We start from the raw sequence: 20,657 nt of genomic DNA, 5'->3' as shown, positions 1-20,657 counted from the left end.
CGCGACAAAGGAGTCAAGATGACCATCACCCAACGATCCGGCACCCGCAGGAGAGCCGCGCTGGTCGCCGCCACCGTGGCCGTGCTCGCCGTATCCGCCTGCGGCTCCAGCGGCGGCGACAACGCCGGGAGCACTCCGGCCGGCGGCGCCGCCACCGCAGGCGCGGCAACCGGCGGCGCGGCAACCGGTTCGGCCGGCGCGGCCGCCCCGGTCGGGCCGACCGGCGAGATCAAGATCTGGTACTCGAACAACGAGCAGGAGGTCGCCTGGGGCAAACAGGTGGTGGCCGCCTGGAACGCCGCCCACGCCGACCAAAAAGTGACCGGCGAGGAGATCCCGGCGGGCAAGTCGTCCGAGGAGACCATCGGCGCCGCGATCACCGCGGGCACCACTCCGTGCCTGATCTTCAACACCTCGCCGGCCGCGGTTCCGCAGTTCCAGGACGCCGGTGGCCTGGTCGATCTCAGCTCGTTCCCGGACGGCGCCTCGTACATCGAGACGCGCACCGGCGCCGATGTCGCCAAGCAGTACCAGAGCGCAGACGGCCACTACTACCAGCTGCCGTGGAAGTCGAATCCGGTGATGATCTTTTACAACAAGGACATCTTCACCAAGGCCGGGATCGACACCGACAAGCCACCGCTTGCAACGTATGACGAGTTCCTGGCGACGGCCAAGAAGGTCGTGGATTCCAAGGCGGCGCAGTACGCGATCTATCCCTCGCCCAGCGCCGACTTCTATCAGCCCTGGTTCGACTTCTACCCGATGTTCGCCGCCGAGACCGGCGGCAAGCAGCTGATCGTCGACGGGAAGTCGCAGTTCACCTCGGCCGAGGGCATGAACGTCATCAACTTCTGGCGGCAGATCTACGCCGACAAGCTGGCCGGAACCGAGGTGTACCAAGGTGATTCGTTCGCCGACGGCAAGGCCGCGATGTCGACCGTCGGCCCGTGGGCGATCGCCAGCTACAAGGGCAAGGTGAACTGGGGAGTGGTCCCGGTGCCGACCAGCAAGGGGATGCCCGCCGATCAGATCCACACCTTCTCCGATGCCAAGAACGTCGGGCTGTACACCTCGTGCAAGAACACCGGCACTGCCTGGGACTTCCTGAAATTCGCCACGAGTGAGGAGCAGGACGGCAAGCTGCTGGAGCTGACCGGGCAGATGCCGTTGCGGACCGACCTGCCCACCACCTACGCCGACTACTTCAAGAAGAACCCGGAGTACGCCGAATTCGCCTCGCAGGCCGCCCGCACCGTCGAGGTGCCGAACGTGCCGAACTCGGTGGAGATCTGGCAGGACTTCCGTAAGGCCTGGAGCACGGCCGTGATCTTCGGGAAGGCGGACCCACAGTCCACCTTCGCCGACGCGGCCACCCAGATCGACAAGCTCGCCGCGGGCTGATCACCATGTCGACCATCGCCCCGACGACGCAGTCGCGGCAGCGGTCGGCCGGCGGCCTGATGGCGAAAGTCGTCGGCCGCCAGCCGATCGGGCTGCTGTTGTCGGCCCCGTACGTGGTCTTCCTCGCGGTGGTGTTCGCCTTCCCGCTGGGCTTCGCGGTGTGGATGAGCTTCCACAAGTTCCGCTTCACCGCCCCCGGTGTCAAGGTCGCCACCCCGGGCGTCGGCCTGGACAACTACAAATCGGTGCTGACGGATCCGGACGTGCTCGACTCGTTCCGCCACGTCGGCGTCTTCATCCTGATCAACGTCCCGCTGACAGTGATCCTGTCGCTGGTACTCGCGACGGCACTGAACAAGGCGATCAGGGCCAGGGCCTTCTTCCGGGTGGCCTTCTACGTGCCATACGTGACGGCCAGCGTCGCCGTTGTCGGGGTGTGGCTGTTCCTGTTCAACTCGCACGGCCTGGTCAACTCGATCCTCGGCCCGCTGGCGCCGGATCCGAGCTGGCTGGTCAGCAGCTTCTGGGCGATGCCGATGATCGCCTTCTTCGTCACCTGGAAGCAGTTGGGGTTCTTCATCCTGCTGTACCTGGCGGCCTTGCAGAGCGTGCCCAAGGAGTTGTACGAATCGGCATCGACCGACGGCGCCGGCGCCTGGAAGTCGTTCTGGAGCGTCACCGTTCCCGGCGTTCGGCCGGCCACCGGACTGGTCGTGCTGTTGGCGATCATCACCGGCGCCAACCTGTTCACCGAGCCGTATCTGCTGACCGGCGGCGGTGGACCGGACGGCGCGTCCACCTCACCGGTGCTGCTGATCTATCAAAAGGGCATCCTGCAGAACCACCCGGACCAGGCGGCCGCGATCGGCGTGATCCTGATGGTGCTGGTGCTGATCATCGCCGGCATCAACCGCTTCCTGACCGAACGGGGGAACCGATGACCGGGCAAGCAGTTTCAGCCGGGACCGGCCTCGAGCCGGCCGAAGTCGGTCGCCCCATCTCGGGCGGCAGCATGCGGCGCACCAAACCGATCGGGCGGTGGGCCGGGATCACCCTGCTGCTGATCGCCGCGCTGGCATTCCTGTTCCCCTTCTACTACATGGTCGTCGGTTCGTTCCAGAAGACGCCGGACACCACGATTGCCGGCGCCTTTCCACGGTTCGGCGACCTGAGCCTGTCGAACTACACCGCGATCAACTCCCGGCTGGACATTCCGCAGGCCCTGCTCAGCTCGGGGATCTTCACCGGCGGGGTGCTGCTGTGCACCGTGGTGTTCGGCGTACTCGCCGGATACGCGTTGGCCCGGTTGCACTTCCGCGGCCGCGGCCTGGTGTTCTCAGCCCTGGTGCTGATCCAGGTGGTGCCGTTCCAGCTGCTGATGATCCCGCTGTACGTGTTGATCGCCCGCGATTACGGGCTGTCCGACTCGTACCTGGGGATGATCCTGCCGTTCGCCATCAACTCGACGGCGGTGTTCATCTTCCGGCAGTACTTCCTGCAGTTGCCGCAGGAACTGTTCGACGCGGCCAGGATCGACGGTGCCGGCGAACTGCGAACGCTGTGGTCGATCGCCCTGCCACTGGTCCGTCCGGCGTTGTTGACCGCCGTGCTGCTGACCTTCATCGGACCCTGGAACGAGTTCCTGTGGCCCTTCCTGATCACCAAACAGCCCGACAAGCAACCACTCGCGGTGGCGCTGGCGAACTACATCTCCAACGTCGCCTCCAGCGTGGCAAACCCGTACGGCGCGATCCTGGCCGGCGCGGTGATCCTCGCCGCACCCGCGGTGGTGCTGTTCATTCTGTTCCAGCGACACTTCGTCTCGACCGATCTCGGGTCGGGCGTGAAGGGATGACCTCATGACTGACCCCGTCGACGAGCCGACCGCGGCCCCCTTTCCGTACACCCTGCGCCGGATCGGGGTGATCATGTCGCCCGATCCCGACGACCCCAGGGAGGCCGAGGGGGTGCTGAATCCGGCCAGTGGCCGCGACGCCGACGGCACCCTGTACCTGTTGCCCCGCCTGGTGGCCGACGGCAACCTGTCCAGAGTCGGGCTGGCCAAGGTGCTGGTCTCAGACGGCGTCCCGGTCGGTGTGCAACGCGAGGGCGTCGTGCTGGAGCCGGACGCCGGCTGGGAACGGGGTGCCGACCATGCCGGGGTCGAGGATCCCAGGACCACCTACGTCGCGGACCTGGGTGTGCACCTGATGACGTACGTCGCCTACGGGCCGCTCGGCCCCCGCCCGGCGCTCGCCGTGTCGAAGGACCTGCGGCAGTGGGATCGATTGGGGCCGTTGCACTTCGAGTACCAGGCCGACCTGGACACCGACCTGAACCTGTACCCGAACAAGGACGTGCTGATCTTCCCCGAACCGGTGACGGCGCCGGACGGCACCGAGGCGTTCGCGATGCTGCACCGGCCGATGTGGGACCTGTCGTGGATCGCGGCCGGCGCCGGCGAGCCGCTGCCGCACGGGATCACCGACAACCGGCCCGGTATCTGGATCTCCTATGCACCGGCAGCTGCGGTGCGCGCCGACCCCGGCGCGTTGGCACATCTGTCGCAGCACCGACCGGTCGCGTTCGCCGAGATGGACTTCGAGGCGCTCAAGATCGGCGGCGGGCCGCCGCCGATCCGGGTTCCGGAGGGCTGGCTGTTGATCCATCACGGCGTCACCGGCGAGCTGTCGGCGGATACCGACCAGCAGCAGCGGGTGAACTACGCGGCCGGGGCCATCTTGCTGGACGCCGACGACCCGAGCCGGGTACTCAACCGGACCCAACATCCGTTACTGGCGCCGGAGACCGACGACGAGCGCAGCGGAATCGTGCCGAACGTGGTGTTTCCCACCGCGATCGAAGAGATCGACGGCCGCCGGTTCGTCTTCTACGGAATGGCCGATTCGAAGATCGGCGTGGCCGAACTGCTCACCGAAAGGAACGGACAATGACGTCAGTTCTCACCCGCGGGAGGAGTGCTGCGGTGGCCGGCACCCTGCTGCTCAGCACACTGAGCGCCGCACCCGCGCTCGCCGCCACCACCGATTCGGCAGCCGCAGCCCACCCGGCCCCGACGCAGCGGCTCACCAACCTCGACCACCTGGATTGGCTCACCGACCGGGTGGCCGTGCCGGATACCGCGGCGCACACCACCTACCGGCTGGCCGCCGATCCGCAGATCGGCGTGATCTGGGTCTATGCGGACGCCAGGGACGGCGGCACCTTCGAACGGGTCGGCGGCGGCGGTCTCGATCCGGCGACCGGCCACTGGGGGCAGGGCTCCTACGACAGCGACGACATGACCAGGGCGGCCGTCGTCTACCTGCGCGAGTGGCAGGCGACCGGCAATGCCCACGCGAAAGAACAGGCCTATCAACAGCTTCGCGGCGTTGCCTACTTCCAGACGGCCACCGGCCCGCACGCCGGCGAGGGCGTGCTGTGGATGCAGCCGGACGGCTCGCTGAACCCGACACCCACCCCGCCGGACTCGCCGAACCCGGCGGACTCTGACGCCAGCTACTGGCTGGCCCGGACCCTATGGGCCTACGGCGAGGGGTATGCGGCTTTCAAGAAGGCCGATCCCTCCTTTGCGGCGTTCTTGGCCGAAAGAATGCAGCTGACGGTCGCCGCCCTCAACCGCGACGTGCTCGGCGACTACGGGAAGTACCAGGTGATCCACGGGGTTCGGGTGCCGGCCTGGCTGATCGTCGACGGGGCCGACGCCTCGTCCGAGGCGATGCTCGGCCTGGCCGCCTACGTCAAGGCCGCCGGTCCCGGGACCCGGACCGCGTCGTCAGCCCTGAAGAAGCTGGCTCGCGGCGTGGCCGAGATGTCGGCCGGCAGCATCACCCAGTGGCCCTACCGCGCGCTGCTGCCATGGGCGCTGTCCCGCTCCGACTGGCATGCCTGGGGTGCGCAGATGCCGTCCGGGCTGGCCGCGGCCGCTGCCGCGCTGCACGATCCGGCGTTGCTGCGGCCGGCGATCGCCGATGCCGCCGGCTTCACCCCCCAGCTGCTCACCTCGACCGGTCCGGTGAACGGGCTGCTGCCGCTGCCCACCGACGCCACCCAGATCGCCTACGGCGCCGACGCCAGGGTGCAGGCCGCGGCCACCGTCGGCGCGGCGAGCCGGCGGCCGGGCATCACCGCGCTTGCCGCAGTGGCGGCCGGCTGGTTCTTCGGCGCGAACGCCGCCGGAGTCGCCGTCTATCACCCGGAGACCGGGGTGACCAACGACGGCGTCCAGCCCGACGGAACGGTGAACCGCAACTCCGGCGCCGAGTCCACCATTCATGGCCTGATGAGCATGCAGGTGCTCGACGCCCATCCCGACCTCGCTGCGCTGGCCCGCTCGTCCGCGAACATCCGGCAGCGGGACGGGCTGCAGGTGATCGAGGCCGAAACCGGCGCGGTGTCGGGCGGGGCGAGCATCGTCACCCCCGATCCGGCCTGGACCGGCGAGTCGCTGTGGAGCGGTGACGCCGTGCAGGTGACGGCGGGTTCGACGGTGAGCTGGCAGTTGCCGGCGGCCGACCAGCCGCGGTTGGTGCAGCCCGTCGTCGAGCAGCTGCATGGCGCGACGGCGCGGACCCGGTTCACCGACGGCGGCCGTCCACTCGGTTCCGTCGACTTCGGCGGCGTCGGTGCTCAGGGCCAGGCGCAATCGGCCGGGATGCTGATGCCGGTTGCGCTGAGCCGGACGGCGCGAGCCGGGCAGACCACGGTGACGGCCACCACCGGCGGCGGTACCGGCCGGATCGATGCGCTGATGGTCATGCCGGAGGTCGCGACGCTGGTCGCCGACGGCAACGGCGCCGCCACCGCGCTGCTGACGTCCAAGTCGCGCAGCCCCGAGCTGCGGAAGGTCGCCCTCGCCGGGTCCGGCCCGGCCTCCGTCGGGGTCTACGACTCCGCCGGGCGGACGATCGCCCGATTCGCCGCCGGCGGCGAATCGATGACGGTGCCGGTGCTGCCGGGAGGCTTCACCCTGGTGACCCGCACCTGATCGAACCGCCGATGGCCGGCTGCGGCAGGATGAGGGCATGACCTCGACCCTCATCCTGCTGCGCCACGGCGAGAGCACCTGGAACGCCAAGAACCTGTTCACCGGCTGGGTGGACGTGCCGCTGTCGGAGACCGGTGAGCGGGAGGCGAGGCATGCCGGCGAGCTGCTCGCCGAGCAGAACCTGCTGCCGGACGTGCTGCACACCTCGGTGCTGCGGCGGGCCATCTCGACCGCGAACCTGGCGCTGGACACCGCCGACCGGCACTGGATTCCGGTGCGCCGGCACTGGCGGCTGAACGAGCGTCACTACGGCGACCTGCAGGGCAAGGACAAGAAGCAGACCCTGCAGACCTACGGCGAGGAGCAGTTCATGCTGTGGCGGCGCAGCTACGACGTGCCGCCGCCGCCGATCAGCGCCGACAACGAGTATTCGCAGGCCGGCGACCCGCGGTATGCCGACCTCGGCGCCGACGCCCCGACCACCGAATGCCTGGCCGACGTCGTCGTCAGACTGGAGCCGTACCTGTACGGCCCGATCGCCGACGACCTGAAGGCCGGCAAGACCGTGATCGTGGTCGCCCACGGCAACTCGCTGCGGGCCACGGTCAAGCTGCTGGACGGGATCAGTGACGACGCCATCGCGGCCCTGAACATCCCTACCGGCATCCCGCTCAAGTACGAACTGGACGCGGATCTGAAGCCCGTCACCCCAGGCGGTTTGTATCTGGACCCGGCGGCGGCGGCCGAGGCCGCCCAGGCGGTGGCGAACCAGGGCCGCTGACGCAGGCGGGGAGCAACTCGCCGACCCGGTCAACCGCCGGTCAGCGAGAGCCAGTCCGCGTAGAACAGGCCGAGACCGATCGCCGCCGACACCGCGGCCAATAGCAGGAACCGCACGAAGATCGTGGTCTCCGCCCACCCGGACAGTTCGAAGTGATGGTGGAACGGTGCCATCTTGAAGATCCGGATCTTGCGGGTCTTGTAGCCGATGATCTGGATGATGTCGGAGGCCATTTCGATGACGAAGAGGCCGCCGATCACCACCAGCAGTAGTTCGGTCTTGGTGAGGATCGACAGACCGGCGATCATGCCGCCCAGCGCGAGCGAGCCGGTGTCGCCCATGATGATCCGGGCCGGATGCGCGTTCCACCACAGGAAGCCGACGCAGCCGCCGACCGCGGCGGCGGCCACCACGGCCAGGTCGAGCGGATCCCGCACGGCATAGCAGCCGGGATAGGCGGCACTGTTGGCCGGCAGGACCCAGCAGGCGTTGCGGAACTGGAAGAAGCAGATCGCCACGTAACTGCCGAGCACCATCACCGATGAACTGGCGGCCAGCCCGTCCAGGCCGTCGGTGAAGTTCACCGCGTTCGTCCAGGCGGCGATCAGCAGCACGGCGAAGATGACGAAGCCGATGGCGCCGAAGGTGATGAACTTCAGGTCGTGCGTGTAGGACAGCCGCACCGATCCCGGGGTGAGGCCGAAGTCGTTGCGGAACAGCAGCACGCCGATCCCGAAGGTCACCGCGATCAGGGTCTGGCCGATCAGTTTCGCCCGCTGCCGCAGACCGAGGTTGCGCTTGTTACGGATCTTGATGAAGTCGTCCAGGAAGCCGACCAGCCCACAACCGGTGGTCAGGAACAGCAGCAGCCAGGCCGAGGCGGTCGGGCCGCCGCCGCGTTCGGTGATCATCCGGACGATCACCGAGACCAGGTACCCGATCCACATGGCGATGAGGATGGCGACGCCGCCCATGGTCGGGGTGCCGCGCTTGGCCTGGTGCTGCTTGACTTCCTCGCGGATCTCCTGGCCGAAGCCGGGTCGGGAGAACAGCTTGATCAGGAACGGTGTCAAGGTCACCGCCACGATCAGCCCGACCACGGCCGCGATCAGGATGCTCTTCATGGGGTCGGTTCCAGCCTCTCGTTCGGGGGCGCTGCCACCGCGGTCAACGCACATTACGGGTGAACGGCCGATGAACGGCTGGCGGAACAGCGGGTGAACGCGGGTCCGGCGGCCGAGCGGATGGTCGGGAGCACCTGAGCCGTCACCCTACGATGAAGACGTGCCGTGGGTCGGATACCTGGCTGTCGCGCTCTGCGGAGTGCTGCTGGGATGGTTGCTCGCCGCGGTTCTCATCCGGCGAGCGGAGGGGCCGCGCGTCGACGCCACCTCGCACCAGGACGCGGCGCTGGCCGCCGAGGTGGTCGCCCGTTCGGACAGCGCCTACCTGGTGACGGACCGCGGCGGCAACGTGCTGCTGGCCAACCAGCGCGCCCGCGAGCTGCGGGTGGTCAGGGCGGGCATGCCCGACACCCGGGTGCTCGAAGCGATCGCCCGGACGGGGGTGTCCGGCGAGCCGATCGATGTCGATCTCGGGACGATGCAGCCCGCCGCCGACACCACCGCCGGCGGCAGCCCCGTCGATGACGCCGGTGACCCGTCGATGGTGCATGCGGTCGCCCAGCCGCTGGGCGCCGAGATGATCCTGGTGAGCGCGGTGGACGAGTCCGCCGCCCGCCGGGTCGAGACCATCCGGCGTGACTTCGTGGCGAACGTCTCGCACGAGCTGAAGACGCCTGTCGGTGCCATCGCGCTGCTCGCCGAGGCAGTGCTGGACGGCTCGGACGACGAGGAGTCGGTGCGGCATTTCGCCGGCAAGATGCTCGCCGAGTCGACCAGGCTCGGCGCCCTGGTGAACGAGCTGATCGCGTTGTCCAGATTACAGGGAGGGCTGCCGCTGCAGGACCTGGCGGTGGTCGAGGTGGACGCTGTGGTGGCCGAGGCGATGGGCCGGCTGGAGACAGTGGCCGAGACCGCCGGCATCACGGTGATCAGCGACCCGCTGTCCGGGTTGCTGGTGCGCGGCGACCGGACCCTGCTGGTGACCGCGCTGACCAACCTGATCGACAACGCCATCAGCTACTCCCCGCCCGGGACCCCGGTGTCGGTCACCAGGTCCAGCCGCGACGGGAGCATCGACATCTCGGTGACGGACCGCGGCATCGGCATCGCGCCGGAACATCAGCAGCGGGTGTTCGAGCGGTTCTTCCGGGTCGACCCGGCACGGTCACGGGCCACCGGTGGCACCGGACTGGGGCTGGCCATCGTGAAGCATGTCGCGGCCAACCACGGCGGGCAGGCACTGCTGTGGAGCCGGGCCGGCACCGGCTCGACGTTCACCCTGCGGTTGCCGCAGCTGCCGGAGACGGTCGACACCGCACGACCGGCGCAGCCGGACCCGGCCGCCGCCACCAACGCCGGCGGTGCCGACCGTCGGGCATCGCTGATCGAATCTGCAGGACAACGAGAAGGAGCAACGTGACCAGGGTGCTGATCGTCGAGGACGAGGAGTCGATGGCCGAGCCGTTGGCCTTCCTGCTGCGCCGGGAGGGTTTCACCACCACCACCGCCTCCACCGGCCCCGATGCGTTGCTCGAGTTCGACCGGGCCGGCGCCGACATCGTCCTGCTGGACCTGATGCTGCCCGGAATGAGCGGCACCGAGGTGTGCAAGCAACTGCGGCAACGCGCGGCGGTGCCGGTGATCATGGTGACCGCCCGCGACTCGGAGATCGACAAGGTGGTCGGGCTGGAGCTGGGCGCCGACGACTACGTGACCAAGCCGTACAGCTCACGGGAGCTGATCGCCCGGATCCGGGCCGTGCTGCGGCGCGGCACGGAACCCGAGGACCTGGACGAGAGCGTGCTGTCGGCCGGACCGGTGCGGATGGATGTCGAGCGGCACGTGGTCAGCGTCGGTGACAGCGAGATCACCTTGCCGCTCAAGGAGTTCGACCTGCTCGAGTACCTGATGCGCAATTCCGGCCGGGTACTGACCAGGGGGCAGCTGATCGACCGGGTGTGGGGTAGCGACTACGTCGGCGATACCAAGACCCTTGACGTCCACGTCAAACGGCTGCGGGCGAAGATCGAGCCGGACCCGGCAGCGCCGCGACACCTGATCACCGTCCGCGGCCTCGGTTACAAACTAGAGGGGTGATGGGGCGTAGCGCGGTTGTCCCGCTGCCTGCCCCGTTAGGCTGACCCGATGCGACTTGGCGTACTGGATGTCGGGTCGAACACCGTGCATCTGCTGGTGGTCGACGCCCACCGGGGTGGGCATCCGACGCCGCAGCTCTCGCAGAGCACCGGCCTGCGACTGGCCGAGCACCTGGACGATGCCGGGATCCTGAGCGACCAGGGAAAGGACGCCCTGCTGGCCGCGGTCGGCGAGGCCGCCCAGGCCGCCGCCCGGCTGGGCTGCGCCGAACTACTGGCATTCGCCACCTCGGCGGTCCGGGACGCGTCGAACGCCTCGGATGTGCTTGACCACGTCCGAACGCTGACCGGGGTCGATCTACAGGTGCTGCCGGGTCCCGATGAAGCCCGGCTGACGTTCCTGGCCGCCCGCCGGTGGTACGGCTGGAGTGCGGGAAACTTGCTGGTACTGGATATCGGTGGCGGCTCGCTGGAGATCGCGGCCGGCAAGGACGAAGAGCCCGAGGTGGCGTTGTCGTTGCCGTTGGGAGCCGGTCGGCTGCACCGCGACCGACAGTTGGCCGATCCGCCGAGCCCGACCCAGGTCGGCGAGCTCAAGGAATGGTTGACGGAGCGGCTGGCCGCGGCCCGGCTGCAGATCAAGGCGGCCGGTCCGTTCGATCGGGTGGTGGCCACCTCCAAGACGTTCCGGACGTTGGCCAGGCTGACCGGCGCCGCACCGTCCAGCGCCGGACCCCGGGTACAGCGGGTGCTGACGGCGGCCGGCCTGCGCCAGGTGTCGGCGTTCCTGCAGCGGATGACCGCGGCGGATATCGCTTGTCTGGAAGGGGTTTCGCCGAATCGGGCGCCGCAGATCCCGGCCGGCGCGCTGATCGCGGAGGCGGCGGTGACGGCCCTGGGACTTTCCGAGGTGGAGATCTGCCCGTGGGCACTGCGGGAGGGCGTCATCCTGCGACGTCTCGACCAGTTGGCGTTCGGACCGTGACCGCTACCGGCCCCGATCGCGGCCCCGATGTCGGCGGCTATCCCGAACGCCCCCCGCTACGGCCCTCGATCCCGGTGACCCTGTCCACCGCCTCGGCATTTCCGGAGTCGACCGGCACCACCTTCGCGATGGCTGCCGAGATCGGCTTCGACGGGCTGGAGCTGATGGTGCTGGCGGATCCGCTCACCCAGGATGCGGACGCGTTGCGGCGCTTGATGGACAGGTACGAGCTACCGATCGTCTCGATCCACTCGCCGTGCCTGTTGGTGACGGCCAGGGTGTGGTCGACCGATCCGCTGGTCAAGCTGGCCCGCTCGCTGGAGCTGGCCGAGCGGGTCGGCGCTTCGGTGGTGGTGGTACATCCGCCGTTCGTCTGGCAGCGGGCGGCGTCGACCGACTTCGCCGCCTCGGTGGCCGAGTTGCAGGCCCGGACACAGGTGAAGATCGCGGTGGAGAACATGTTTCCGCTGACCGTCGGCAGCAGCCGGTTCACCCCTGGCGTTCGGGTGAACAGCTATCGGCCGCACTGGAATCCGGTGCCGTCCGGGCATCGGTACTACACATTGGATCTGTCGCACACCGCCACCTCGGGTACCGACGCGTTGCAGCTGGCCGAACAGATGGGATCCGGCCTCGCGCACATTCACCTGGCCGACGGCTCGGGGTCAGGAAAGGACGAGCACCTGGTCCCCGGACGCGGCACCCAACCGTGCACCGAGTTGCTGGAGGGCCTGGTGCGCAATGATTTCCGTGGTGCGGTGTGTGCCGAGATCAGCACCCGTGGGCTGTCGCGGCGGCGGCGCGAGGACGACATCGCCCAGTCGCTGGTGTTCGCCAGACTGGCGCTGACGCCGACCTGAGCCGCGGTCGCCGGAGATCTGCGCATCCGGTATGAGGTATCTGTCCGATCATCCGCATTCTCTGATCGGCATGGCACTGGACAAACTGTGACGGCTGCGGACCGGTTGAAGTCGCCGTGAGGGCGCTGATCCGGTCGCGGACCGCCCGCGTGGGCGTGACGCTGGCGATCGTCACGGCGCTGACGCTCGCGGCGGGGTGTAGCCAGGTGCCCGCTGACGGTCCACCGGCGAGTGCCAGATCGACGGCCGTCACCACGGTCGTGCCACCGGTGGCGGGGACCCGAACGCACGCTCCGGCGGCGGCATCGGCCACGGTTGTGCCCACTGCCGCCGGCGCCGCCCCGACGGTGCGGGCGTTCGCGCCCGGTGGGTTCTCGGCGTCGGTGCTGGACGCCGACATCAGGGTGCTCGCATCGTGGGGGGTCGGAACCTACCTTTCTGCGGGCGACGCGGAGCCGATGGTCGGCGTGACGCAGCCGGCCTCGCCGCTGCGACTGCTGCACAGTCAGGTGCGCGGGCTGGCCGCCGGTGCGGCGACCGGCGACGGGCTCACCGGCGCGGTCCTGGACGACATCGTCTCGCACGCCGCCGGTACCGAGGTGCCGTTCTCGGCGATGCTGGCCGGCTACCTCGGCAGCAAAGGCGTTGCCGCGACCGCGCTTCGGGGCTCGCTCACCACCGTCGACCTGGCCCACCCGAAGACCACGGTCTTTCCACTGGTCGTGCTGGTGGCGCTGGTCAGGGATCTGACCGCGGGGAGCTCGCCGCCGGGCCTGCACGGTGGCCGGGGCCCCGTGGTGATGCCTGTCGCCGGGCAGCGCGCAACCACGGCGCTCGATCCGTGCGCCCTGGCCCAGGATTTTCTGAGCAATACGCTGAAGGCCGTACTCGGCGCGTTGAAGACCTCCGGACCCGACACCACCGGCTGGTTCTCGGTTTTCAAGGTGATCGTTGACGGCGGCGTCGCGGTGTGGAACGCGGCGATCGACGGCGTCGAGTTCGTGATCGTGAACGGGGCGAAGACGCTGATCGCCCCGATCCTCGGGGTGCTCGCTCAGGTGGCATCGGTGGCGGCGGTGATCGTCTCTGCCGCGCAACTGATTCGGCCGGTCACCACGGCGTGGACCCTGGACCGCCCGCCCCTCTACGGGATCGATCAGCCCGGCGGGCCGTTCACGCTGACTCTCACGGCATCGCCGACCGGTCCGACGGACTGGCCGGTCGAGGTCCGTTCCTGCGCGGCTCTGGCGGGTGTCACCCTGCCGAATCTGGCGTTGGACACCAACGGCGTCGAATGGCAGTTCAGCTCGCCGGTCGCCGAGGCCGCGGTCCGGACGAAGTCGGTCACCCTGACCGCCGGCGCCGCCGGGACCGGCGTCGGTCGGCTGGAGTTCGGCACCGGTCAGGAATCGGCGGAGAATGCGGTCAAGGGGCAGCCGCGGTTCGGTGACGTACGGGTCACGGCGACGATCACCCGCAACGCGAAGCTGCTCTCGGGCGCGGTCCGCGGCGCGCTCGGTCGACTGTTCGGAACGCTGCCGGCGGCGCTGTCCGGCCTGGCATCGTCGTTCGTGATGACGAGCGTTCAACCGCTCCTTGACAACGTGGAGAAGCTCTTCACCATCACCGCTGTCACCGACTTCAGGATCCTTTTCCATGGTCCGGCCGAGAAGTCGACGACCGCATCGCGGTCGGCGAGGTCCGGGACGCCGAAGGCGGATTTCTGCGCCGGATACCGGGCCACCGCGGCCTGGTCGAAGGCGAACCCGGCGAACCCGGCGCCGGCGTGGGCCGCCGAGATCGTTCGTCAGCTCAAGGTCTTGCAGCCGATAGCGCCGGCAAATCTGGCGCGGGCCACTCAGGTGATGACCGACGTCTACGCGGGCGTCGCGGCCGGCGCCAATGGTGGACAGCTGGGCGAACTGATGGAGCGGACGGGATTCCCGGCGGCGGCCGAACTACTCGGTACCACCTGCCATGTGCCGTTCGCCGCGTTCGGGCCGGGAGGGTGAGCGTGCGAAGTAGGTACTGGATCTCTGCCGCGGCGCTGGTTCTCACGCTGCAGGCCTGCGGGGCGTCGTCGCCCGGTGCATCCGATGCGCCGAGGGTCGCCGGCGGCGGGGCGGCGTCGGCCGGCACGATGCCGGCCGGGGCGCCCGCCGTGATCGACTCGGCGGCAACCGGATCCGTTGCCGGGTCGGTGGTCGGCGGCGTGGTGCTCGACGATGAGGGCGGAAGCGCCGGTCCGCAGCTGTGTGCGTTGTTCACGGCTGCCGAGGTCGGTGGCTGGCTGGGCGAGTCGATCGTCCGGACCGAAGTGGCGGGTCCGTTGAACTCGGCCTGCTACTGGCATGCGGCGGGCGACGGGCAGGCCGTGATGATCACCGCGGCCTTGCCGCAGTTCTATGCCGAACCGGGCGACGACTCGACCGTGTTGACCGGCATCGCCGACGCGGCCTACTCCGGCCCCGGCATGTTGGGCGACAAGCAGGCTGCCGCTTTGCTGCTGGACCGGTTCACCATCGTGGTATCGGTCGGTGGCGTCAAGGACGCCGAGCCGCGCGCGGTGACGGTCCTGCGGGCGATCGTGCAGCGGATAGCGCCGGGGTACGAGCCGGCGCCGGCACCGGCCGATCCCGCCGAGATCGGTGCCCGGTTGTGCGCTGTCGCAACCGTTTCCGAGGTCGCCGGGTATCTGGGCGGTCCGGTCGGCGCCGGACAGGTGGATGGCGCCTCGTGCCGCTGGCAGTCCGCCGACGGTGCGGCGGCCTTACAGGTGTCGGTCGGACCGGAAGGCAGCTACCAACCACCCGAGGGCCTGACGGACTATCGGGTGCTCGGCGACGCGGGCCCGGGCATCGAGCGTGCCTACACCGCGCCGAGCGGTTTGGGCTATTGGGATGCCGTCGCGCTGGTCCCAGGGGTCGGGGTCGCCACCGTCTCGGTCCGCGCGCCCGCAGATGCGGTCGGCGCCGCGACCCGGGCCTTGCGAAAGCTGGTTCCGAAGCTGTCGACTACCGGGTGAGCCCGGCCCGGTCGGTCCTCGCGGTGCGGCCAAGGCCGGCCGTCGATCACCGACCGTCGATCACGCCGATCAGCCGGGCGATCTCGGTAGCCAACGTGTCCCGGGCGGCGCCCAGGTACTTCCGTGGATCGACGACCGCGGTATTCGTCGCCAGGTAGTCGCGCAACGCCGCCGAGAAGACCTTGTTCAGGTGGGTCGAGACATTGATCTTCGTCAGCCCCGCGGCGATGCCGGCCGCGATGGCGGCGTCCGGCACCCCGGACGAGCCGTGCAGCACCAACGGAACCGTGACGGCAGCGGCGATCTCGGCGATCCGCGGCAGGTCCAGAGCGGCAGTGCGCTCGGTCATCGCGTGTGAGGACCCGACGGCGATCGCCAAGGCGTCCACCCCGGTGGCGGCGACGAACCCGGCGGCCTCCCTCGGGTCGGTCTTCACGCCGGGCGCGTGGGCGCCGTCCTTACCGCCGACCTCGCCGAGCTCGGCTTCCACCCACACGCCGGCGTCGTGCGCCCGCTGTACCACGGCAGCGGTCCGGGCGACGTTCTCCGCGTAGTCGAGCGTCGCTCCGTCGTACATCACCGAGGTGAAACCGAGATCGATCGCCTGGTCGATCAGCGTCTCGTCGGTTGCATGATCGAGGTGAACGACGGTGGGAACCGTTGCGGCCCTGGCAATCTCCAGCGTCGCCCGGCCGATCGGCGGCAGCCCGCGGTGGAACTTCGCGGCGTTCTCGGAGATCTGCAGGATCACCGGACGGCCGGCGGTCTGCGCGCCGGCGACCAACGCCTCGGCGTGCTCGATGCCGATCACGTTGAAGGCACCGACCCCGACACCGGCACGGCGGGCTTCGACCAACAGTTCACTGCCCACCAGCGGCATTTACGACTCCAGGATGATCGAACGGGTGAGATTGCGCGGACTGTCCGGATCGTAGCCGCGATACAGGGCCAGTTCGATCGCCAGTCGCTGGGCGCGCACCAGATCCGCCAACGGGTCGCCGCCGGCCGTCTCGACCGTGGCGCCGGTGGCCTCGATCTGGTCGATGAGTCCCGCCGGCGGTTCGCCGAAGATCCATACCAGCGAATGCTCCTCGGCCACCGCGATCGGCCCGTGCCGATAGTCGTAGGCCGGGTACGACTCGGCCCAGGCGATCGCCGCCTCGCGCATCTTCAGCGCTGCCTCGTTCGCCAGGCCGACGCCCGGGCCGTGGCCGAGATAGGTGAAGTGCACCTTGTGCTGCCAGCCGGTGGGCAACGGCGCCTGCAGTGCCGCCCGGCCCTGCTCGATCAGCGGGGCGAGATCGTGGCCGAGTCCGGCGCGCAGGAGGGCCAGTGCCGTGGTGGCGAACCGGGTCTGCACCACCGATTTCTCGTCCGCGAACGGCAGCAGGATCGCGGCATCGGCGGCGCGGGCGCCGGGGGAGTCGGCATCGCCGACGATGATCAGCGTGCGCTGGCTCTCCGGCAGCGCCGCCAGCAGTTCGAGCACCTCGGTGGTGGTGCCGGACCGGGTGATGGCGACCAGCAGGTCGTAGCTGCGGCCGGCCGGGAACTCCGAGGCGTAGAACGCGTCGGTCTCGCCGCCGACGTCGCCGCCGGCCTGTTCGCGATAGACGGCGTACGACTGCGCGATGAAGGCGCTGGTGCCGCAGCCGACCACCGCGATCCGCTCACCCGGCTGCGGCAGCAGGGCCACCTGTTCGGCGGCAACGCCGACCGCGCGGGACCAGACGTCCGGCTGGGAGGCGAGCTCGGCCAGCACATGCCGCCCGGCCCCAGCAGCGGCCGGTGCGTCGAGATCGTGGTGCTGGGCTGTCATCGCTGGCTCGCAATCGTTTCGGCGCTCATGATCGAATTAGCTCGAATGTTCTGTCTAACGGACATAATTTAGCAGATCGGGCCGACGGCTGCCCGCCGGGGAGGAGACGTGCGGAGCTACTTGACGGCCCCCGCGGTCAGTCCGCCGATCAGCCGCTTCTCGACGAACGAGAACAGCACCACCACCGGAACGATGGCGACGGTGGCGACGGTGAACACGTACTGCCAGTCCTGGCTGTAGAAGCCGAAGAACTTCGGCAGCGAGACGGTCAGCGGCTGCAACTTGTTGTCCTGCACCATCACCGAGGCTGCGGCGTACTCGTTCCAGGAGTTGACGAAGACGAACACCATCGCCGTCACCACGCCGGGCCAGACCAGCGGCAGCGAGATCTTGAACAGCACCTGGAAGCGGCCGGCGCCGTCGACCACCGCCGCCTCGTCCACCTCCTTGGGCACCGAGGCGAAGAACGCCTGCATGATCCAGATGGCGAACGCCAGGTTGAACGCGCCGTTCACCAGGATCAGGGCGACCCAGGACATGTGCCCGGTCCAGGTCAGGAACTCCTTGAACAGGCCGATGGCCAGCACGGTGGGCTGCAGCATCTGGGTGATCAGCACCAGGAACAGGAACGCCAGCCGGCCGGGGAAGCGGAACCGCGCCAGGTAGTAGGCGGCCGGCGTCGCGACCAGCAGCACCAGCACGGTGGCGCCGACCGAGATCACCACGGTGGCCACCAGCCCGTTGAACGGCGCGACCTGGGACGACCAGACGTTCACGTAGTTCTCGAAGTGCGGGCCGCTCGGCAGGCCGAACGGCGGCGGGATGCTGGTGATCTCCTGCTGCGTCTTCAACGATCCGAGCAGCATCAGCAGGTACGGCGCGACGAACACCGCGACGATCACGATCGAGCCGATCACGATGCCGATCCGGTTCGGCGCCCGGTCCGGTCCGGTGGACCGGGACCCGCCGGGCGCGGGCTCGGTCAGCGTGAGCGGCCCGGCGGCGGGGGTGTCGGAAATGTCGGTGGTCATTCGTCAGACCTCCTTGGTGGGTCGGACGAGGAGTAGGTAGATCACGATGATCACCAGGCAGAACGCGAAGTTCAGCACCGACAGGGCTGACGAAACCCCTGGTCCCAGCGTGGTCTTGTACAGGAACACCAGTGGCGTGGTGGTCAGACCGGTGTTGTAACCGGCCGTGGGGTTGAGGATCTGCAGGATCGGGAGCGAGTTGAACACGTTGATGATGTTGATCAACGCGGCCACCGCGACCGCCGGCCGCAGGATCGGCAGCACGATCTGCCGATAGGTCTGGCCGCGACTGGCGCCGTCCACGTGCGCGGCTTCCAGCACGTCCTTGGGCACCGTCTGCAGGCCGGCCAGCAGCGTGTACGTGGTGAACGGCAGCGAAACGAAGATCGCCACCACGACGGCCACCCAGAACGCGGTGTCCGGGTTGTCGGTGAGCGCGGTCGTCGGGCCCAGCAGCCCGAGCGCGCGCATCATCCGGGCGATCAGCCCGTAGTTCGGGTCCAGCCCGTTCAGGAAGATGGAGCTGGTCATCACCACGGATGCGGCCCAGGGGATGACGATGGCCAGCCGGACGATCTTGCGTCCGCGGAAGGTCTTGTTCAGGAACTGGGCCAGCCCGAGCGAGATCAGCAGGGTGACGGCGACCACCACCACCACCCAGACGATGGTGTTGACGATGATCCGGCCCATCGGCACGCCGGGGAAGGTCAGCGCCAGGTGGAAGTTGCTCCAGCCGGCCGCGCCCTGTTCGAAGCCGTACTTGCTGAACTTGCGGAAGGCGTTGTAGATCATCAGCCCCGCGGGATAGAGCACCACAGCGGCGATCAGCACCACCGCCGGCAGCAGCCACGGCACCGCCATGGCGAAGCGGCCGAGCGCCCCCGACGACGTTCGGCGTCGGCCGGTTTTCGGCAGCGGCTCGATCGGGGAGGTGGAAAGCGTAGTCACGTCATCCCTTTCGTCGGGTCACGGGATCGGTACGGGCCGGCGAGGACGGGCTCGGGCGGCCCCGGACGGCGCCGCCGCGGAGAATCCCGCGGCAGCGCCGTCGCTCGGGTGGGTCAGCCGCCCGCCGTCATCTGCGCCTGGATCTCCTTCAGCACATCGGCCGGTGCCTCGGAAGCCAGCTTGCCGGCGGTGGACTGCAGCGCGGATTGCAGCGCCGCCCACTGCGGGTTGCCGCTCGGGGTGAACTTCACCGTCTTCAGCGCGTCGTAGAACGGTGCGTTGTCGGCGTCGCTCTTGGTCGCGGCCTCGATCGCCGCGGTGGTGGCCGGCAACAGGCCGGTGCCCTGGTACCACGGGGTGTACTGCTCCGGCGTGTAGAAGAAGTCCAGGAACGCCTTGGTGGCGGCCTTGCGGGCCTCGTCCTTGTTGTTGAACGCCAAGATGTAGTCGGTGACGCCGTAGGAGATGCCCTCACCCGACTTCGACGGGATCGGGGCGACGTCGAACTTGATGTCCTTGAACTTCTCCCGGGTGACCCCGGTCAGTCCGGAGTGGGCCACGTACATCCCGACCTTGCCCTGGTTGAACAGGTCGGCAACGTCCTGCCGGTTCGAGGCACCGACGTTGGGCTGGGTGACCTTGGCGTCGATGAACTTCTTCATCTCGGTGAACGCCTCGGTGGCCTGCGGCGTGTCCGCGTTCAGCTTGTCGCCGTCCACCCAGGTGCCACCGGCGCCCCAGAGCCAGACGGTGCTCTCTGCTTGAGCTTCCTCCGGCCCCAACGGCATGCCGTAGCCGGTGACGCCGCCGCCGAGCTTGGTGATCTTCTCGGCGTCGGAGTACATCTCGTCCCAGGTCTTCGGGGCTGCCGTGATGCCGGCCTTGGAGAACAGCTCCGTGTTGTAGACCAGCAGCCGCGAGGTGGCGATGTCCGGCGCCGCCCACTGCGTCCCGTCGGTGCCGACGCCGTTCTTCATCAGCGCCGGTTCGATGGACTTGAGGGTGTCCTCGCTGAGCACGTCGGTGATCGGGTACAGCAGGCCGTCCGCCGCCTCGCCGAAGTTGTTGTCGTTGAGGATGTCCGGCATGTCGTTGGCCTGGATCCGGGCCTGCACCTTTGAGGTGAAGTCGGTCCACGGTTCGATCTGCAGCTTGACCGTCACGTTCGGCTGGATCTTCTTGAACGCGTCGATGATCTTCTGCCAGTCGGCCTCCGACGAATCGGCGTACGACGGCGCGAGGATGCTGATGGTGGCGGCCGGCAGCTGTTCGCCGCCGGCGGCCGACGACTCGGCGGGAGCCGAGGACTCGCCGGCGGCCGACGACTCTCCGGCGGCGGACGATTCGGCCGGAGCCGAGGATTCGCCGCCGGCGGCCGAGGTGTCCGAGGCCGGCGCCGTGGTGCCGGCGGAGGTGCCGCCGGCATTGTCGCTCGAGCCGCACGCCGACAGCACCAGGCCTCCGGCCACGGCTAGTGCGATGAGGGGGATGGATTTCTTCACGAACGCCTCCATGCGTTGGGTTGAAGATCGCTGCCCGAGGCGGGTAGCGGAGTTGGTAGTGACGGTGTGGTGCT

18 protein-coding genes are annotated in these 20,657 nt (G+C 68.9%); 12 read left to right on the top strand and 6 right to left on the bottom strand.

The annotated features are described in order from the left end of the window. The first annotated feature begins 18 nt into the window (after positions 1 to 18). The 6 genes from K340_RS0117140 to K340_RS0117115 all read left to right on the top strand — a co-directional run bounded on the left by K340_RS0117140 (position 19) and on the right by K340_RS0117115 (position 7,193). Entirely contained in the window at positions 19 to 1,404 is a 1,386-nt protein-coding gene (locus K340_RS0117140) for an ABC transporter substrate-binding protein (RefSeq protein WP_037365364.1), read from the top strand. A 59-nt stretch (positions 1,405 to 1,463) separates the two neighbouring features. Next, positions 1,464 to 2,345 (top strand): carbohydrate ABC transporter permease, encoded by an 882-nt coding sequence (locus tag K340_RS30975; protein WP_407662236.1) that lies wholly within the window; start codon positions 1,464 to 1,466, stop codon positions 2,343 to 2,345. A 71-nt stretch (positions 2,346 to 2,416) separates the two neighbouring features. After that, positions 2,417 to 3,259, top strand: a complete 843-nt coding sequence (locus K340_RS0117130; RefSeq protein ID WP_037365360.1) for a carbohydrate ABC transporter permease — start codon at positions 2,417 to 2,419, stop codon at positions 3,257 to 3,259. 4 nt (positions 3,260 to 3,263) lie between these two features. Further along, positions 3,264 to 4,358 (top strand): glycoside hydrolase family 130 protein, encoded by a 1,095-nt coding sequence (locus tag K340_RS0117125; RefSeq protein WP_029137603.1) that lies wholly within the window; start codon positions 3,264 to 3,266, stop codon positions 4,356 to 4,358. Continuing rightward, the gene (locus K340_RS0117120; RefSeq protein WP_029137602.1) at positions 4,355 to 6,412 is read left to right on the top strand and encodes a hypothetical protein; all 2,058 of its coding nucleotides are present in this window, start codon (positions 4,355 to 4,357) and stop codon (positions 6,410 to 6,412) included. The genes K340_RS0117125 and K340_RS0117120 overlap by 4 nt, the downstream gene beginning before the upstream one ends. Positions 6,413 to 6,449: 37 nt before the next feature. Then, positions 6,450 to 7,193 (top strand): phosphoglyceromutase, encoded by a 744-nt coding sequence (locus K340_RS0117115; protein WP_029137601.1) that lies wholly within the window; start codon positions 6,450 to 6,452, stop codon positions 7,191 to 7,193. A gap of 29 nt (positions 7,194 to 7,222) precedes the next feature. Here K340_RS0117115 and mraY read toward each other — a convergent pair whose 3' ends face one another. Further along, positions 7,223 to 8,317: a phospho-N-acetylmuramoyl-pentapeptide-transferase gene (gene mraY, locus K340_RS0117110; protein WP_029137600.1), complete on the bottom strand. Its 1,095-nt coding sequence runs from the start codon at positions 8,315 to 8,317 to the stop codon at positions 7,223 to 7,225. Between the two features lie 160 nt (positions 8,318 to 8,477). On the opposite strand from mraY, the gene K340_RS30970 reads away from it, so the two are divergent. From K340_RS30970 to K340_RS0117080, 6 genes are all read left to right on the top strand, one after another. Further along, positions 8,478 to 9,737, top strand: a complete 1,260-nt coding sequence (locus tag K340_RS30970) for a sensor histidine kinase (protein WP_051266666.1) — start codon at positions 8,478 to 8,480, stop codon at positions 9,735 to 9,737. Then, the gene (locus tag K340_RS0117100; RefSeq protein WP_029137599.1) at positions 9,734 to 10,414 is read left to right on the top strand and encodes a response regulator transcription factor; all 681 of its coding nucleotides are present in this window, start codon (positions 9,734 to 9,736) and stop codon (positions 10,412 to 10,414) included. Before K340_RS30970 ends, K340_RS0117100 begins: the two co-directional genes overlap by 4 nt. A 48-nt stretch (positions 10,415 to 10,462) precedes the next feature. Then, positions 10,463 to 11,398: a Ppx/GppA phosphatase family protein gene (locus K340_RS0117095; protein WP_029137598.1), complete on the top strand. Its 936-nt coding sequence runs from the start codon at positions 10,463 to 10,465 to the stop codon at positions 11,396 to 11,398. Then, positions 11,395 to 12,258 (top strand): sugar phosphate isomerase/epimerase family protein, encoded by an 864-nt coding sequence (locus K340_RS0117090; RefSeq protein WP_245599596.1) that lies wholly within the window; start codon positions 11,395 to 11,397, stop codon positions 12,256 to 12,258. Before K340_RS0117095 ends, K340_RS0117090 begins: the two co-directional genes overlap by 4 nt. Positions 12,259 to 12,407: 149 nt before the next feature. Continuing rightward, positions 12,408 to 14,270: a hypothetical protein gene (locus tag K340_RS0117085; protein ID WP_154674323.1), complete on the top strand. Its 1,863-nt coding sequence runs from the start codon at positions 12,408 to 12,410 to the stop codon at positions 14,268 to 14,270. A 2-nt stretch (positions 14,271 to 14,272) separates the two neighbouring features. Beyond that, complete coding sequence (locus tag K340_RS0117080) at positions 14,273 to 15,283, top strand: hypothetical protein (protein ID WP_037365295.1); 1,011 nt, start codon at positions 14,273 to 14,275, stop codon at positions 15,281 to 15,283. A gap of 46 nt (positions 15,284 to 15,329) precedes the next feature. Here K340_RS0117080 and K340_RS0117075 read toward each other — a convergent pair whose 3' ends face one another. The 5 genes from K340_RS0117075 to K340_RS30965 all read right to left on the bottom strand — a co-directional run bounded on the left by K340_RS0117075 (position 15,330) and on the right by K340_RS30965 (position 20,583). Then, positions 15,330 to 16,163 carry a class II fructose-bisphosphate aldolase gene (locus K340_RS0117075; RefSeq protein WP_029137594.1) on the bottom strand — a complete coding sequence of 278 codons (834 nt, stop codon included), beginning with the start codon at positions 16,161 to 16,163 and terminating at the stop codon, positions 15,330 to 15,332. Then, positions 16,164 to 17,102: an SIS domain-containing protein gene (locus K340_RS0117070; protein WP_051266664.1), complete on the bottom strand. Its 939-nt coding sequence runs from the start codon at positions 17,100 to 17,102 to the stop codon at positions 16,164 to 16,166. Positions 17,103 to 17,218: 116 nt separating this feature from the next. Next, a complete protein-coding gene (locus tag K340_RS0117065; RefSeq protein ID WP_084614581.1) occupies positions 17,219 to 18,133 on the bottom strand; it encodes a carbohydrate ABC transporter permease in 915 nt (304 codons plus the stop codon). 3 nt (positions 18,134 to 18,136) lie between these two features. Next, positions 18,137 to 19,081 carry a carbohydrate ABC transporter permease gene (locus K340_RS0117060; protein ID WP_211229503.1) on the bottom strand — a complete coding sequence of 315 codons (945 nt, stop codon included), beginning with the start codon at positions 19,079 to 19,081 and terminating at the stop codon, positions 18,137 to 18,139. A 113-nt stretch (positions 19,082 to 19,194) separates the two neighbouring features. Continuing rightward, the gene (locus K340_RS30965; protein WP_154674322.1) at positions 19,195 to 20,583 is read right to left on the bottom strand and encodes an extracellular solute-binding protein; all 1,389 of its coding nucleotides are present in this window, start codon (positions 20,581 to 20,583) and stop codon (positions 19,195 to 19,197) included. Between the last annotated feature and the right edge of the window lie 74 nt (positions 20,584 to 20,657).

The sequence above is a fragment of the Nakamurella lactea DSM 19367 genome, assembly GCF_000426645.1.
GTDB lineage: Bacteria > Actinomycetota > Actinomycetes > Mycobacteriales > Nakamurellaceae > Nakamurella > Nakamurella lactea.
This window is presented reverse-complemented; position numbering and strand designations above follow the sequence as displayed.

Bases quoted from the DNA above. Each gene is read 5' to 3' on its own strand.
- K340_RS0117130 (WP_037365360.1), top strand. From the start codon at position 2,417: ATGCGGCGCACCAAACCGATCGGGCGGTGGGCCGGGATCACCCTGCTG.
- K340_RS0117115 (WP_029137601.1), top strand. From the start codon at position 6,450: ATGACCTCGACCCTCATCCTGCTGCGCCACGGCGAGAGCACCTGGAAC.
- K340_RS0117075 (WP_029137594.1), bottom strand. From the start codon at position 16,163: ATGCCGCTGGTGGGCAGTGAACTGTTGGTCGAAGCCCGCCGTGCCGGT.
- K340_RS0117125 (WP_029137603.1), top strand. From the start codon at position 3,264: ATGACTGACCCCGTCGACGAGCCGACCGCGGCCCCCTTTCCGTACACC.
- K340_RS0117065 (WP_084614581.1), bottom strand. From the start codon at position 18,133: ATGACCACCGACATTTCCGACACCCCCGCCGCCGGGCCGCTCACGCTG.
- K340_RS0117120 (WP_029137602.1), top strand. From the start codon at position 4,355: ATGACGTCAGTTCTCACCCGCGGGAGGAGTGCTGCGGTGGCCGGCACC.
- K340_RS0117070 (WP_051266664.1), bottom strand. From the start codon at position 17,102: ATGACAGCCCAGCACCACGATCTCGACGCACCGGCCGCTGCTGGGGCC.
- K340_RS30975 (WP_407662236.1), top strand. From the start codon at position 1,464: ATGGCGAAAGTCGTCGGCCGCCAGCCGATCGGGCTGCTGTTGTCGGCC.
- mraY (WP_029137600.1), bottom strand. From the start codon at position 8,317: ATGAAGAGCATCCTGATCGCGGCCGTGGTCGGGCTGATCGTGGCGGTG.
- K340_RS0117095 (WP_029137598.1), top strand. From the start codon at position 10,463: ATGCGACTTGGCGTACTGGATGTCGGGTCGAACACCGTGCATCTGCTG.
- K340_RS0117140 (WP_037365364.1), top strand. From the start codon at position 19: ATGACCATCACCCAACGATCCGGCACCCGCAGGAGAGCCGCGCTGGTC.